Source organism: Ruegeria sp. (assembly GCF_965221235.1).
Classification (GTDB): domain Bacteria; phylum Pseudomonadota; class Alphaproteobacteria; order Rhodobacterales; family Rhodobacteraceae; genus Ruegeria.
In genome coordinates, this window is sequence record NZ_CBDCRS010000004.1 from 2,324,642 (window position 1) to 2,338,840 (window position 14,199).

The window sequence follows — 14,199 nt, forward strand, 5'->3', positions numbered from 1 at the left end:
TCTCCTGAAAGGAAGGACCATGTCTTTTGCTACTAAGTACCGCCGCGTTGGCCTGATTGTTCCCAGCTCTAACGTCACCATGGAAACGGAAATTCCAGCGCTTTTGAAAGCGCGGGAGACGATCCTGCCCGATCGTTTTGCGTTCCATTCGTCTCGCATGCGGATGAAAAGTGTGGTGAAGGAAGAGCTTGAAGCTATGGATGCCGACAGCCAGCGTTGCGCGGTCGAGTTGTCCGACGCGGCAGTCGAAGTGCAGGCCTATGCGTGTCTGGTTGCCATTATGTCCATGGGGTTGGGCTATCACCGAAGATCCGAAGTCAAACTCAATCAAGCGACCGTCGACAATGGATGCCCAACTCCTGTCCTGAACTCTGCGGGCGCGCTCATCGATGGAATGAAGGATCTCGGGATCAAAAAGGTCTCGATAATTTGCCCGTACATGAAGCCGCTCACGAAAATGGTTGTGGATTATATCGAGAACGAGGGTATCGAAGTGCAGGACTTCCTTGCACTGGAAATACCGGACAACCTCAAAGTCGCATCACAAGACCCAACAGCTCCTGCCGAGCTTTGGCGTAAGCTTGATACGCGCGGTGTCGATGCCATTGTTGCATCTGCCTGTGTCCAAATGCCGTCGCTCCCATCAATCGAAATGATTGAACGTGCGTCCGGCCTCCCAACTTTGTCAGCCGCCGTTGCAACGACGCGCCAAATATTGCGTCGCTTGGATTTGACTGAAGTTGCACCGGGCGGTGGTGCCTTGTTGTCAAACGGCATGACAGCGTCCTTGCAAGAAGTGGCCTGATTTTTCTTTGCGCTGCTCCCTCGTGGGGCAGCGTATATCCAAGCCAAATCAAATCTTCGGCCTTGAACCGAAACCTGAGACGGGAGCTTTGGAAGTGTCGCATCAGGTATCCATCTATCCGATCTCTCAAGCGACGACTGCAACGTTTACGGAACTCTATTTTCGTCTGACCTTCCTGTTTTTCATTCAACGCGGCAGCAAATACGTTCTCCACCCGACCCAAGGCGAAATGCAGGGCGAAGAAGGGGATTTGATGATCTTCCCGCCGGGCGCCATGGTCACCATGGAAAACCGACCGGTCATGAATGAAAACTACCGCGCTTTGGGAGTCTGCTTTACCCACGATCTGGTGGATGGCGTTTTCTCTGATGTGCCAAGAACGCAAGCTGAAAAGGGCGTCCAAATTGTTAGAGCTTCAGAGCACAACCCGTCTGATATCCTCAGCTTGATCACAGATACGCTGAACAACGCCTCGCTTCCGGAAATGATCAAACAGTATCGACTATTAGAGCCTTTACTCTGGCTTCGCGCACAGGGTTTCAATTTGCCGACGCAAGTTGAAGATGATCCAATCAGTCAAGTCCGCCGCTTGATCGAAACGGACCTTAGCCATCCATGGGTGGCCGGGGAAGTCGCAAACCATTTCGCGATGAGCGAAGCCACCATGCGACGATGGCTGTCAAAAACAGGTCAGGGGTTTGCAAAGATTCTATTGCACACGCGATTGGAACGAGGGTTGAGCTTGCTGCAAACCACAGACAGCCAAATCTCCGCAATCGCAATGGATTGTGGTTTCAAAACGCCATCTCATTTTTCGGACGCTTTCCAAAATAGGTTCAGGATTAGGCCAAAAGACATCCGTTCCGCGAAAGGTTGATCGAATTTCGACATTAGTTGCGTGGCTGTCGGAGGTAGCACCAGTGCGTGGTGTCTAATTTGGTTCCATCGACAACACGAAAGTTCAGGAAAGGAACTGAACAATGCTACGCACATCTCTTCTTGCAACTCTGTTGGTCGCGAGTGGTCTGACGTCCCCTGTTGTGGCGGACACCTTCCAACTGACCAGCCCCCATATTGCAGAAGGCACCCGGCTCGACGCAGCCCAGGTCTTCCAGGGCTTCGGCTGTGAAGGCGACAACGTTGCGCCGACACTGGCCTGGACCGGCGCACCTGAGGGTACCGAAAGTTTCGCCGTCACTGTCTACGACCCTGACGCGCCAACCGGCTCTGGCTGGTGGCACTGGTTCGCCTTCAACATCCCGGCAGAAGTAAGTGAATTGCCCAGCGGCGCGGCGGTCCCGGCGGGTGCAGTGGAACTGACCAACGACTATGGCGCAGAAGGCTTCGGCGGCGCATGCCCGCCGCCGGGTGAGGTGCACCGCTACAACTTCACTGTCCACGCTCTCGGAACCACACTGGAGTTGGACGAGTCCGTCAGCAATGCACTGGCCGGGTTCATGGTGAACGCCAACAGTCTGGCTTCCTCAACCATCACAGCCGTCTACAATCGTTAATCACTTGCGCCTCGGGGTGGCCCCGTGGCGTAACGATTCCTCACGGAGAATACCGATGAAAATCACGATCGACAGCTTTGCCAACGGCTCACCGATCCCAGCCAAGTTCGCGTTTGGACAGATCCCTGCCGAAGGTCGCTTTGCCTTGTCCGGCAACGTAAACCCTTCAATCGCATGGAGCGACGCACCCGAAGGTACAAGATCTTTCGCTCTCATTTGCCATGACCCGGATGTTCCATCCTCCGGCCAAGACGTGAATCAGGAAGGTAAGACAGTTCCAGCCGATCTGCCACGTGTTGATTTCTACCACTGGGTTGTTGTGAACATTCCAGCGAATGTATCCGAGATTCCAGAGGGCGCAGACAGTCTTGGGGTTACGGCCAAAGGCAAAACCGCAGGCCAGCGTTCCTACGGTCGTACTGGGATCAACAGCTACACAGACTGGTTTGCTGGCGATGATGAAATGGGCGGGAACTACGGCGGTTATGACGGCCCATGCCCGCCTTGGAATGACAGCATCATCCACCACTACCACTTTACTGTCTTTGCATTGGACATCGACCGACTCGATTTGCACGGATCCTTTACTGGGGCTGACGCGTTGGCGGCCATGAAAGGCCATGTTTTGGGGCAAGCTTCCCATATCGGCACCTACAGCATGAACCCCGACGTAGTTGCCTGAGCTACCTGATTGCCCGGAGCCTCTTGAAAGGGAGGCTCCCGCTCTACAAGGAACGACCCATGTTTTATGAACCGCGAAACGGCCACGGTCTACCGCACAATCCCTTCAACGCTCTCATCACACCAAGACCGATCGGCTGGATCTCCACCCGCGGGATGGATGGGGCGGAAAACCTTGCACCGTATTCGTTCTTTAACGGTGTTTCCTATTCCCCTCCGCAGGTCATGTTTGCATCAACGGCCAGCAAAGAGGACCGCCAACGCGGCAAAGATTCAATCGGAAACGTGATCGACACCGGGGTATTCTGCGTCAATGTAGTGGGGCATGATATGCGCGACGCGATGAACAAGACTTCCTTGCCGGCGACCCGCGATATCGATGAATTCGACCTCGCTGGGCTTGTACGCACAGAATGTGAAACGATCCCCTGTTCGCGTGTGGCCAACGCCCCCGCGAGTATGGAATGTAAATTGACTAAGGTCGTCGATCTGCCTGGCAGCTCCAACATCGTAGCATTTGGTGAAGTCACGGGCATTCACCTCAACGACAATTATCTGATCAACGGCATCTTTGATGTTACCAAGTTCCAACCCTTGGCACGATTGGGCTACCAGGACTATGCGCGCGTGACAGAGCTTTTCAGCCTCAGGCGACCAAGAGCATAGGCCATTTTCAATGGGTGACGGTGTGCAAAACACTATCGTGCGGCAAGTTTTATGACTCACGCGTTACTTCGAGGCTAGGAGGATTTTGCGATGAAAATCATATAGACGGATCCGTCTGCCTGCATCTGCCCAAGCAGGCGGTAAAGCAATATTGGACAAATCTAAGTGAATATCTACACACCTGTGCAAGCAGTGGCTCAAGACTCTAGTAGCAGGGATCATAAGAAGAACTCTGCCCGTTCAATAACCCAAACTAACGCGATCAAGCTTGCACATGCGGCGACGGCGGCACGAGATCCGACCCAGATACGGCCCGGTTGCTTGCGCAGGAGAAGCACCAGCGGCCAGACCAAAAAAACGATCATGACTTGACCAGCCTCTACTCCAACATTGAAGGCCAGCAGGCTGTGCCAAACATTGGGTGCATCGACGCGAAGAATTTGGTGCAACATGAACGAAAAACCGAACCCGTGCAGCAACCCGATGCCGGACGTGATTGCGAAGGCTTTCAAATCAGCATGTCCCTTTTCTGGCGGCCATACCGCCATGGCGGCCGCGTAGATAATCGATATCGCGATCGCCAATTCGACGCTTGGGATGAACCAGGCTCCGCTTGGAGCGAAACCAAAGAATCCCAGGATCAGCGTCACGGTATGGCCCAAGGTGAAACCCGTGACCCGAGCTAGAAGGCTATGAAGGTTCAAGGCGCCGATGATCATGCAGAGCACAAAGAGTACGTGGTCGGGACCCTCCAATATGTGCCGAATGCCTTCGACAAAGAAAGTTGAAGCCGCTGCAGTCGCCGATCCCGACACCTCTACAGGGTCATGCATAAGCCCCCGCACGCGATGTGCCCGAACTTTATTCCCATTGTAGTCGAGGATCAGGTTTGCGGTGTCTTCTTGTCCCGTCAGTCCGGGATCAGAGGTGTAGGAAAGGCTGTAAGTGTCGAATTGCCCCCCGATAAATCGCAAATGGATGTCAACCGTCACAGCGCCCACGTAAGTCGCTTCTTTAGTGGAGAAAACGTCTTCGAGCACAAGTGCAGCACGTGCCTCATCAAGCGTTGCAAACCCGGGCTCCTGGCCCACTGGATTTAGCCTGACGGATATGATGTTCGCGGTCTGTCGCTGACCTTCAATCGTCAGAATGAAACTGTCCGCAGCGATGGCGGCCAAGCCGATCGGATCAGCGTCCAAGGCTGTCTGATCCACATAGTGCATCAGCACACCGTCTTCGATCTGATTGTATGTGTAAGGTGCCGGGGCGGGCAATCCGTCGGGGCCTTCTGGGCCTACAAGTTCTGCCACCAAATAAGGCATAGGCATGCGAATATAGACATCAAGACCATCCTTTGAGTGGGCTACATGATGAATTCGGACGTTCTGATTCAGGTTGAAATGAGCCTTGGCATGATCCGCACACACCATAATCGCGATAGACAGGAACGTAAGAATACGGGCCTTCGTTGATTTCACTGTACTTCCCCCCCTGTTTTTGAGCTGACAATCGTCAGACCATCCAGCATCCATTGGTCGCCGCGCCGTGAGACATCAAGCACGCCGCGATAAACCACGGCTTGTCTGTGTAAGTGGCCCCAATGACCGCCGCTGACACGAGCCGTCCAATTGGCCAAAGCTTGATGCTGGTTTCTGGCCCGGCCGGGCATGAAGCTCTCGACATTCAGGTCCGAAATACCTTCAACGCGGGCCAATGCGCCTGAGGGCAAAGTCACTGACAAGGCACGACGCATCTCTGCTTGAACCTGGTCGCGATTGGATGCTTCGACAAATGGCTCCATCGCCGTTGCGGCAATGTCATCCTGCGTCTCAAGCATCGTGGTACCGATGTTGGCCACCAGCCCTTCCACGATTTGATGAGCAGCGATCTCATCCGGCACGGGCGCTTTGGCGAAAGGAAGCGCGCCTTTCAGTGAAGCGATGGCAATTGCCGCGGCCCCGAATGCACCGGTCAGGCCGAGAAAGAAAAAACGCTGACCTTTGGTGCGCCGCAAAGAAAGAAATACGCAAATCAAACTCAGAAAACCCAAGCCGAACGCAAACAAAGGTACCTGTGCTACGCCCGCTGTTGTGACGACGACAGGGCTCGTTTTCGGCTCCATCCAACTTGTCAGGTGGTTGTTCCAGCTAACGAAGGGATCGGCTTCGTAAATCTGCGACGGCACCGCTCCCGCCGGATCCGTGAGGGTGATGGGAATGACGTCCAGGCCATCCGGGAACAGCTCCCATCCTAGATCAACGCGGTCTGGCAAGGCCCCGACCGGGTAGGAAAGAACAACGCCCAGCAGCATCGTGTTTCGGTTTGCTTCCGCCTCATCTGGAAGAACGCGCAAACCTTCAGCCCCAATTTCGATACGTGAGACCTGTACTGTTTCGGGTGTCATTGGCTTGCTGTCGATGGTAATCGGATTTCTTGTCGCAAAAAAATCCGCAATGTCAGACTTGATGCCCGCGACCTGATCCGCAGGCAGTCGTTCAGCGCGTCCAAAGTCCAGGTCAGTCCAAGTTTCGAAGTCTTTCAAACGCAAGATGATTTCGTGCCTTACGACGCGGGGTTCGACGGCCAGAAACGACATCATCGGGGATTTATGGTGGCGAGTTAGATTTGGGTTCTCAAATCTTGTGAACCACGGATCGTTCCAATCTGGCAGCATTGTCTCAGCCTGCGAGAGATAGCGATAATCTGTCACTGGAACGCCCATGTGTTCGGCCACAACACCAATGGAAGCCATTGGGATACCATCCGGATTTAGCGGGGGGACAAATGTGATCCGTTCAGGCTTGACGCTGAACGGAAACGCCATACGCACGTAGATGACATTCTTGCTGCGTGGCCGTGGCCGATACTGAGCGCTAAGTGATGTTTGCCGTGATATCCGCGGGCGCACATCAATCGTGTTCGTTGTCCCGGTCAGTTCTACGCCGTCCGCCCAAATCTGAAGATTTTGTCCTGTACGTTCGGCCAACGACTTGCCTGAACCGTCATCAGGAATGACAAAGATGGGATAGTCGCTCAGGTCTATTTCCAAGACGACACGGACCTGATCAGCTTCCACCGAAAGCTCGACAAAGTTTGGAGCGGTTTCCCCGCCGTAGGGGGAAACGAGATCGGCAATTGACTGATCTGCGCTCAACACAAGACCTGCGAGCATCGAGCTCAAAAAGACCCATATAGCTCCAGAGGTGTTGTTCTTAGAAATGAAAGGCAACGGCAGCATAGATGCCATTCTGATCCACATCATAGGCAAACTCCCCTCCCGAACGGTCCGTGGAAAAGTCAATTCCGTAGAACTGATAGCCAAACCGCAGGGACGTATTTTCCCAACCTTTCCAGTCAAAACCAGCAAGAACCAAGTATTGCAGGTCATCACCATTCACACCGAAGCCACTCAGTTCAGCACGGCTGGCGAAGCTCCATTTGTCGTTGATTTCCGTGGCATAGCGGACTGCGATCATCGGCTCGAACCAGTCTTCCGTTCCACCCAGCGTTACACCGGGACCAGGACCGCTTATGTCGATCTCTTGCTTTAGACGGTTCCACTGAACACCAATAGCGGCATCCGCTGCGAAACGTCGGCCCGAAGCATTTACTCCGTTTGCAAACCTGTACGCAGCCTGCACGTTGGCAAAGGTTTGCCGGACATCAACTTCAACGTCCGCCGTTCCACCCGGTAACGTGCCATCTTCGCCAAGCCTGACGTAATAGACCTCTGATATGATTCCGAAGTCACCGTTCCAGCCTTCGTAGCGCACCGAAGCAGCGCCTTGGAGAACGTCGAGAACCTCGCTCAGGCTCAGGTCTAAATCAACGCTTGTACCATCAATTGTCGATGTGCCCGTGGTACTGAGCGGTAGGAACAAATAAGGCGTAATGGAATGCCGCCAACCGTCTTCATCATCCTCGGAACGCGCCAAGACGAGATGCGGGTCATCGCGTGCGGGACCGGGATGCCCACGACACGGGCGGCGCAGGCTGCTGCGTGTTTCCTTGTAGAACTGGGCAACGGAGACAAGTTCCTATTCGACATTGGTTCGGGGTCGGCCGAGCGGATTTCGTCGCTGCAAATCCCCTACAGCTACCTCAACAAAGTGTTTATCGGTCATCTGCACACCGACCATTTTGGGGCGCTGCATGACCTGTTCATCGGTGGCGCGCTGATGGGGCGAAACGTGCCACTGCGCGTCTGGGGTCCAAGCGGACCAGCTGAGGAACTTGGCACCGCCTATGCGTTGGATCACATGCAGAAGATGCTGACCTGGGATCTGGCGGGGCGAGCCGGAAACGTTGATTTCCGCGGCTACTCGATGGAGGTGAACGAGTTCGACTACAAACTGGAAAACGAGGTCATTTACGAGGAAAACGGGGTTCAAATCCGCACTTTCCCGGCTATTCACTCGATCGACGGCGCAGTCAGCTATGCGCTTGAGTGGAATGGGTTGAAGTTCGTTTTCAGTTCGGACACCTACCCAAACAAGTGGTTCAAAGAATACGCCAAGAACGCCGACCTCGCGATTCACGAGTGTTTTATTGCTGTTCCCGAGCTAGGGTCTGTTGACAATCAGCGTGCGGCGACGAGCATAGCGCAGAGGTGCCAGTTAGCAGCGTAACTGATGTCGGTCTTGTCGTATCGCGTTGCTATACCTCTGAATTCCTTGATCTTTGCGAAGTAATTTTCAATCAGATGACGCCACTTGTACATGTGGGTATCGTAGTCTCTCAGCATTTTTCGGTTCGATTTTGGCGGGATAACAGCAGTAGCGCCGCGCTCATCAAGGTCTTTCAGAAGCCAATCAGAATCGAAGGCTTTGTCGGCCAGCAAAGCTCCGAAGGAGACATCCTGGATCAGGGGAGCAACTCCTTTCATGTCGTGTGCTTGCCCCGGTAGAAGCAGAAAACGGAACAAGTTGCCGAGCGCATCGACCAGGGCCACAATCTTGGTCGTCAGCCCGCCGCGAGAGCGTCCGATGGCTTGATGCTGAGTCCCCCTTTTGCGCCCGACGCCTTCTGATGGACTTGCACAATTGTTCCGTCGATCAGAGCGTATTCGAGGTCGGGCTCTCTGCTTATAGCATTGAAAAGACTCTCAAACACACCGGCTTTGGCCCATCGACGAAAGCGTTTGAAAACCGAATTCCAGTTACCGAAATCCTTGGGTAGGTCACGCCATGGCGCGCCTGTTCGTACGCGCCAAAGTACCGCTTCCATGAACCGTCGATTATCCTGACCCGTCGCCCCCGGGTCACCGGCCTTGCCGGGCAGGAGCAGCGCCATCTTCTCCCAAAGATCATCCGAAATCACAAAACGGTTTTCGTCCATTCAAACCTCCATTTTGGAAACTTGAATCAGAGTTCAGACAAATTGTGAATCCCAAATGTCAACAGACCCTAGTAACGAAGATGAAGTTCACACCGGAATCCGCTTTGTTGGTTGGCACGCAAGTACACACGGCACCGGAAGCGTTTGGCAAGGTAATGAGCGATATCCAGCCTCGCATGGCCGTTGCCTATCACTTCTTCAACGACTTTGACACATCGACCGGCGTCTATGAACGTATTCGGTCAACGTATGATGGGCCGCTTAGCATGGCCGATGATTTCATGGCCTGGAATGTGACCAAAGACGACATCATCGTGCGGATGGCGGCGACCGAGGAACGTACTTGGTCTCCTCCGCTGGCATCACCCGCCCAAGCTCCTTCGCAGGATGATCGGACCGAGTTCTCCGAGCGTTCAGGTGTCGCATTGGATGCGATGCAGTTCTCAGACTTCACAAAGAGCGGATATGACGACGTTGATGATGTTTTGCGTCCGATCTTTGAAGAAGCGTCAGAAGTTCTGGGCCAAGAGTTCCCTTATCCGGGCGACAACTGAAACCGCGGTCGACCGGCGCCACTTTACAGGTCGCGCCGGTTTAGAACTCGGATAGGAGGAAATTCATGCGGAACAGCTCTTTGATATTGCGTGCGGCTCTGTGTTCTGGCGCGTTTATATTTGCGCTATTTCACACCGCCAGCGCTCAATCCTTCGGCCAAGTCCTCGGTGTTGGGGTAGTACACATCGCGTGGGCGATCACGCACCTTCGTCGGGGAAACTTCCTCTGCTTCCTGCGCATATGCTGCTGAGGGGGCGACTACATCGAGCACGGCTTTAGAGAACTTTTGTGGAGAAACAGCCCAAGCGCCGAAGAGCAAACCAATTGCGAAGTGCTTAATGAGTCTTTTGTCGTTCGAACGATAAGCCATGAATCCTCCTCCAATTTCTTAGCGGCGCAGCAAGCAAAATTTGTGATTAAGCGCGCTTTGGACCACTGTTCCGGCTATCAGCCTGACGCTTGTCGACCCCTCACGTAAGTGACTCACAGTGAGTAATTGGGTGACTCACGTCGTAATAATTGCAAAGATAAGAATATGATGGGTTCTTCCAGAAACATCTCGGATACTGACAAGCGCGCTGCACTCGACAGATTGCTTGAAGATGCGCATTTGGATGGGTCCGATAGGCTTCGGGGTTTTCTCACATACATCGTTGATGAGGAACTTGCAGGGCGTGGCGATGAAATTCGCGGCAAGACCATAGCTCAGGATGTTTATGGCCGCGATACGTCAGAGGGTACCGACCCGGAAAACGTGGTGCGCGTGGACGCACGTCGGCTTCGTCAGTTCTTGGAACTGCACTATGAAGGCGTTGGAAAGGATGACCCTGTTCGCCTGTTTATTGACAGCGGAGGATACAGGCCGCGGTTCGAGAGAGTTACGGGAAGCGATCCAGTATCCAGAGACTCGAAGCGTATTGTTCTGCCTATAGGTGCATTTGCCATTGGGGCTATCGTCGGAAGCTTGGTCGCTGTTGGCCTTGGTCCTGGCAGACAAGAATCTGATCCTGTCGAACTAAGCAACTGGCCCGCGATGGACCCAAGCGTGCATTTGCAGCGCGCTGCAATCTACGAAAAATCTCCGGCTGCATTACAAGCATTCAATTTGGCGCACCAGGCGCGGACAATGATTTTTCCGATCTTTGACAGACAGCGCCAAGTGTTGGTTCTGTCCGTGTTTGAAGGCGTGATCGAGATCGACCCGGAGTATTTCGGCGGATATGCGGGTGCCTCGCAAGCACTCGCATCCTTGTCCTTGATAACTCCACCTTCAGGCGCCAAGAGCGACTATGCTAATGCCGCTATGAAACTGGCGAACCAAGCTGTGAGCCTGGCGCCGGACCAAGCCTGGAGCCAGTCTGCCAAAAGCTGGGCCTATTTTGCCAATCGCGACTATGACGCGGCTTTGCAGCTCGGAAGACGCGCATCCAAACTTGATCCGAATGACGGGGCCGTCCTCGACTTCCTTGGTGCTGTGGCCTTGTTTTCAGGGGAGTTCGAAGAGGCTATCGAGACGGCGGACAGGCTCTCACTTCTAGACTCCAGCAACCAAAGGTTTGCCAACCGAAACATTTCAGGCGCAACACATTTTCATCTTGGGGAATATCAAACTACGGTAGACCGCTTCGAAGAGGCCAAGCAAATTGGCGATCCGCTTAGCGCGCCTTCTCTGGCCTATGTGACGGCTGCCTTGTCCGCGATGGGCAGAGATCAAGCAGCTAAAGCGAAGTTGGCTGAATTTGAGCGCGCTTGGCCAAACGCGCCAATTGGTGCGATGCTAAAAAGTATTCACAGAGACGCCGAAAACGCCGAAGCCGTGTTACGCGAGTTACGAAAACAAGGCTGGATAAGTCCTGTAACAAAGGAAGATGCACAGCGATAGGCTGTCTTGCGAAGATCGCAACAAACTTGACTGGTGCCAGCCTTCTGATTGAAAACAACGTCACCCTAATGCCATTCATTAAACGGCAGACTACACCCGCGTCATGTGAAATCTGAGTCATCCGTGAAGCAGTCGGATTTGGACAATGCACCATCAGACACGTTGGGCTCAAATATGACCTTAGTGGCAGTGTCGATGAATGGCGTCTCTTCGCGAACGGCTGGTCATTATGCACCCCCTTTGTAAGTGTTTGGAAACATTGAAAGCTGATTCTTTGGTGTTGCGCGACACGGGCGCCCCTTCCGCTTAATTGTGGTTTTAACGGCCTCTGAGTGCAGATCATTCGCATGGATTTGGTAAGGTGCCCCATCCACAAGGCGTTTTGCTGGCAAGATTCCGTCCTTGATCAATCTTCGGATTACGTGGTTGGTTACACCGAGTTCGTTTGCCGCCTCTGTCATGGTGCGATACGGGCCGGTCTTGTCTGCGGACAGATAACCATGGATGTCGTTGACCCGGCGGATCGCGGAGACACGTTTGGCGTTCCACGTCTTGCCTTGGCCGGTTGGCAAGCCTTGCCGGTTCAGGCAGGCGGCGATCGCTTCGTCTGACCAGCGCCCGGCCATCTCGCGGATGATGCCCAGGGCTCGCTCGCTGGTTTTGGCACCGTGCTCACCTGGTTTGGGCTTCTTGGTCCTCAATTCCGTGTGTCGTCCACCTTTCCAGTGGATCACGAGGACAATCTCGCCACTCTCTTCGTCTATATCTGCGATGATGTCTTCGACGATGGTACTGATGAGCCGCTGGCGGTTGCGCATGGTTGTGCCGGGCGCATCCCAGGCGGCCTGTAGATCATTGGCAAGGCTGTCCAGCCGTTCGGGATCAACGGTATCGCCGTCGTCGTCACCCTCTTCGAGACGCTGTTCGAAGATTCGAACCCGGCCAAGGGCCTCCTCCCAGCGTTTTTCCAGCTCCGAGGCGATCAACCGGTTCTCCGGATCGCAGGACGCGTAACGCTTCTCGGCAAGAGAAGTCTCATACCGTGCTTGTTGGAGTTCCAGTTCAAGAACAGCTTTCTTCTCCTCGTCCGCTTTGCTCATGGCCACCTGCGCAGCGACAGATGCCTCAATGGCCAATGGTGCAACCGCTTCCAGAACGGCGGCTGTGACCAGCTTTTCCGCCCGTGCGCCGCCGAAAACGACACAGCGCTTTTGTCCGAGCAACAGGTTCGGGGTGTCGCATCGATAAACCGGCCTGGGTTTGCGGCCTGTGTACACCACTCGCAGGCGACGCCCACACCGGGCGCAGGAGAGAAGGCCCGCAAGGAGAGCGCCACCGCCGCGCCCGGACTTGACACCACCTTTGCGACCAAACGCGTTGCGGGCCAGCTGCGCCTGATTGCGTTCGTATTCATCCCAGCTAATGTAGCCTTCGTGATGATCCTTGAGAATAACATCCCAATCCTTGGGTGATTTACGGTTCTTATAGGTGACATGCGCACGTCCGTCCCGGATTTCGGTCTTCTTTCCTGTCTTACCGTAGGCGTAAACGCCCGCGTAGAACATGTTCTTCAGCACGCTGATGACATTGCGGTAACGGATAGGCCGCCAATCGAAGGATGTCAGCCGAACGCCGTCGGATGGCCGGGGGAAGTGGATACCTTCAGCCGCCATGGCGAGCAAGACTTGCCGCGCACTACCCAAGTCCCGGAACCGAGAGAAAATCTGCCGGATGACTTTCTGGATCCGAAGATCAGGATCGAACAAAACGCCCGCATGCCGGTCCCACAAATAACCGATTGGCGGGGTATAACGCAGTTCGCCTCGCTTTGCCTTCGATCTCGCCGCCTCAACCATTCTGGTGCGTAGCACGCCAAGTTCGAACTCGCTGATGCTGCCCTTCATGCCCAGCAGCAGCCGGTCATTTGGGCGGCGAGGGTCGTAGATGCCATCATGGTCAATGACGCGAGCTTCTACCAAGCCGCAGAGTTCCAGCACATGATGCCAGTCGCGTCCATTGCGAGCGAGCCGGGAAACTTCCAGACAGAACACTGCGCCGACAGAGCCGGAGCACAACAGCGCCACCAGCCGTTCAAAGCCGGGCCTCTCAGCACAACCACTGGCGGTCACGCCCAGATCGTCATCAATCACATCGATGTCGGTAAACCCATATCCACGCGCGGCCTCGACAAGGTCGTATTGGCGGCGTTGGCTTTCGAGGTTCATCATGACCTGGGTCTGGGTTGACTGGCGAACATAGATGATTGCCCGTCGCCGCAGCAGGGCTGGTGGGAGAATGGTACCGTGATCAATGCTCATCGCTCATCTCCTCCATTCTCGCTCCCGCTGCGGAAAGCAGCAGTTGCGCCAGTGCATTTAGAGCAGCGGCCTGTTCCTCCTGTGTCATTTGCGTGATCGGAAGGGGTTGAAAGGGCAGCGACAATTGTACTGGGGGTGTTTGTTTCGGGATCATCCTCGGCCTCCTGTGTCGATTCTTTATCGACACAGCTTCGCCGGAACCCCAGGGACACAAGGACACCATGGAGATCATTCAGCGCAGCAATGGAAACCAGCGGCATTCCCAAACTCAGTGTAGAACACACCGCCGCGTTGAGAACCCATGCAGGCGCCATGACCACCACACCAGGATCGCGCTCCAAAGCTGCGTATTGCTCATCTCCGCTTTGATAAACCCTAAACACCCGGACATCTGATCCGAAATAGGCATGCCATCTGTAATGCACACGGCAAATTTGCCCG

Annotated in this window: 15 protein-coding genes; 8 read left to right on the top strand and 7 right to left on the bottom strand. The window is 54.5% G+C overall.

The genetic code is table 11. The annotated features are described in order from the left end of the window. The first annotated feature begins 19 nt into the window (after positions 1-19). From ACOQOY_RS14835 to ACOQOY_RS14855, 5 genes are all read left to right on the top strand, one after another. Positions 20-805, top strand: coding sequence for a maleate cis-trans isomerase family protein (locus ACOQOY_RS14835; RefSeq protein WP_420586147.1), 786 nt, complete (start codon positions 20-22; stop codon positions 803-805). Positions 806-899: 94 nt separating this feature from the next. Next, positions 900-1,682 (top strand): helix-turn-helix transcriptional regulator, encoded by a 783-nt coding sequence (locus ACOQOY_RS14840; RefSeq protein ID WP_420586148.1) that lies wholly within the window; start codon positions 900-902, stop codon positions 1,680-1,682. A 103-nt stretch (positions 1,683-1,785) separates the two neighbouring features. Continuing rightward, entirely contained in the window at positions 1,786-2,319 is a 534-nt protein-coding gene (locus tag ACOQOY_RS14845; RefSeq protein WP_420586149.1) for a YbhB/YbcL family Raf kinase inhibitor-like protein, read from the top strand. Positions 2,320-2,374: 55 nt separating this feature from the next. Continuing rightward, the gene (locus ACOQOY_RS14850) at positions 2,375-3,001 is read left to right on the top strand and encodes a YbhB/YbcL family Raf kinase inhibitor-like protein (protein ID WP_420586150.1); all 627 of its coding nucleotides are present in this window, start codon (positions 2,375-2,377) and stop codon (positions 2,999-3,001) included. 59 nt (positions 3,002-3,060) lie between these two features. Beyond that, complete coding sequence (locus ACOQOY_RS14855) at positions 3,061-3,666, top strand: flavin reductase family protein (protein WP_420586151.1); 606 nt, start codon at positions 3,061-3,063, stop codon at positions 3,664-3,666. Between the two features lie 218 nt (positions 3,667-3,884). On the opposite strand, the gene ACOQOY_RS14860 is transcribed toward ACOQOY_RS14855, so the two are convergent. Genes ACOQOY_RS14860 through ACOQOY_RS14870 form a run of 3 tightly spaced genes read right to left on the bottom strand, consistent with a single transcriptional unit; the run spans position 3,885 to position 7,601 of the window. Beyond that, a complete protein-coding gene (locus ACOQOY_RS14860; protein ID WP_420586152.1) occupies positions 3,885-5,144 on the bottom strand; it encodes a HupE/UreJ family protein in 1,260 nt (419 codons plus the stop codon). Beyond that, positions 5,141-6,928 carry a hypothetical protein gene (locus tag ACOQOY_RS14865; protein ID WP_420586153.1) on the bottom strand — a complete coding sequence of 596 codons (1,788 nt, stop codon included), beginning with the start codon at positions 6,926-6,928 and terminating at the stop codon, positions 5,141-5,143. The genes ACOQOY_RS14860 and ACOQOY_RS14865 overlap by 4 nt, the downstream gene beginning before the upstream one ends. Then, positions 6,879-7,601, bottom strand: coding sequence for a hypothetical protein (locus ACOQOY_RS14870; RefSeq protein WP_420586154.1), 723 nt, complete (start codon positions 7,599-7,601; stop codon positions 6,879-6,881). The genes ACOQOY_RS14865 and ACOQOY_RS14870 overlap by 50 nt, the downstream gene beginning before the upstream one ends. Here ACOQOY_RS14870 and gntH point away from each other — a divergent pair. After that, positions 7,563-8,294 (top strand): guanitoxin biosynthesis MBL fold metallo-hydrolase GntH, encoded by a 732-nt coding sequence (gene gntH, locus ACOQOY_RS14875; RefSeq protein ID WP_420586155.1) that lies wholly within the window; start codon positions 7,563-7,565, stop codon positions 8,292-8,294. The genes ACOQOY_RS14870 and gntH overlap by 39 nt on opposite strands. Here gntH and ACOQOY_RS14880 read toward each other — a convergent pair. After that, positions 8,246-9,003, bottom strand: a protein-coding gene (locus ACOQOY_RS14880; protein ID WP_420583776.1) for an IS5 family transposase whose coding sequence is annotated in 2 segments (ribosomal slippage) — positions 8,246-8,667 and positions 8,667-9,003 — 759 coding nt in all. Because the reading frame shifts where the segments join, the coding sequence is not laid out codon by codon here. The genes gntH and ACOQOY_RS14880 overlap by 49 nt on opposite strands. An 80-nt stretch (positions 9,004-9,083) precedes the next feature. Here ACOQOY_RS14880 and ACOQOY_RS14885 point away from each other — a divergent pair. Continuing rightward, positions 9,084-9,557, top strand: a complete 474-nt coding sequence (locus ACOQOY_RS14885; protein WP_420586156.1) for a hypothetical protein — start codon at positions 9,084-9,086, stop codon at positions 9,555-9,557. A 125-nt stretch (positions 9,558-9,682) separates the two neighbouring features. On the opposite strand, the gene ACOQOY_RS14890 is transcribed toward ACOQOY_RS14885, so the two are convergent. Continuing rightward, the gene (locus tag ACOQOY_RS14890; RefSeq protein WP_420586157.1) at positions 9,683-9,928 is read right to left on the bottom strand and encodes a hypothetical protein; all 246 of its coding nucleotides are present in this window, start codon (positions 9,926-9,928) and stop codon (positions 9,683-9,685) included. A gap of 165 nt (positions 9,929-10,093) precedes the next feature. Between ACOQOY_RS14890 and ACOQOY_RS14895 the strand changes: the two genes are divergently transcribed. After that, complete coding sequence (locus ACOQOY_RS14895) at positions 10,094-11,440, top strand: tetratricopeptide repeat protein (protein ID WP_420586158.1); 1,347 nt, start codon at positions 10,094-10,096, stop codon at positions 11,438-11,440. Between the two features lie 227 nt (positions 11,441-11,667). Here ACOQOY_RS14895 and ACOQOY_RS14900 read toward each other — a convergent pair whose 3' ends face one another. Then, entirely contained in the window at positions 11,668-13,758 is a 2,091-nt protein-coding gene (locus tag ACOQOY_RS14900; protein WP_420586159.1) for a recombinase family protein, read from the bottom strand. Then, positions 13,748-13,912, bottom strand: coding sequence for a hypothetical protein (locus ACOQOY_RS14905; RefSeq protein WP_420586160.1), 165 nt, complete (start codon positions 13,910-13,912; stop codon positions 13,748-13,750). The genes ACOQOY_RS14900 and ACOQOY_RS14905 overlap by 11 nt, the downstream gene beginning before the upstream one ends. Between the last annotated feature and the right edge of the window lie 287 nt (positions 13,913-14,199).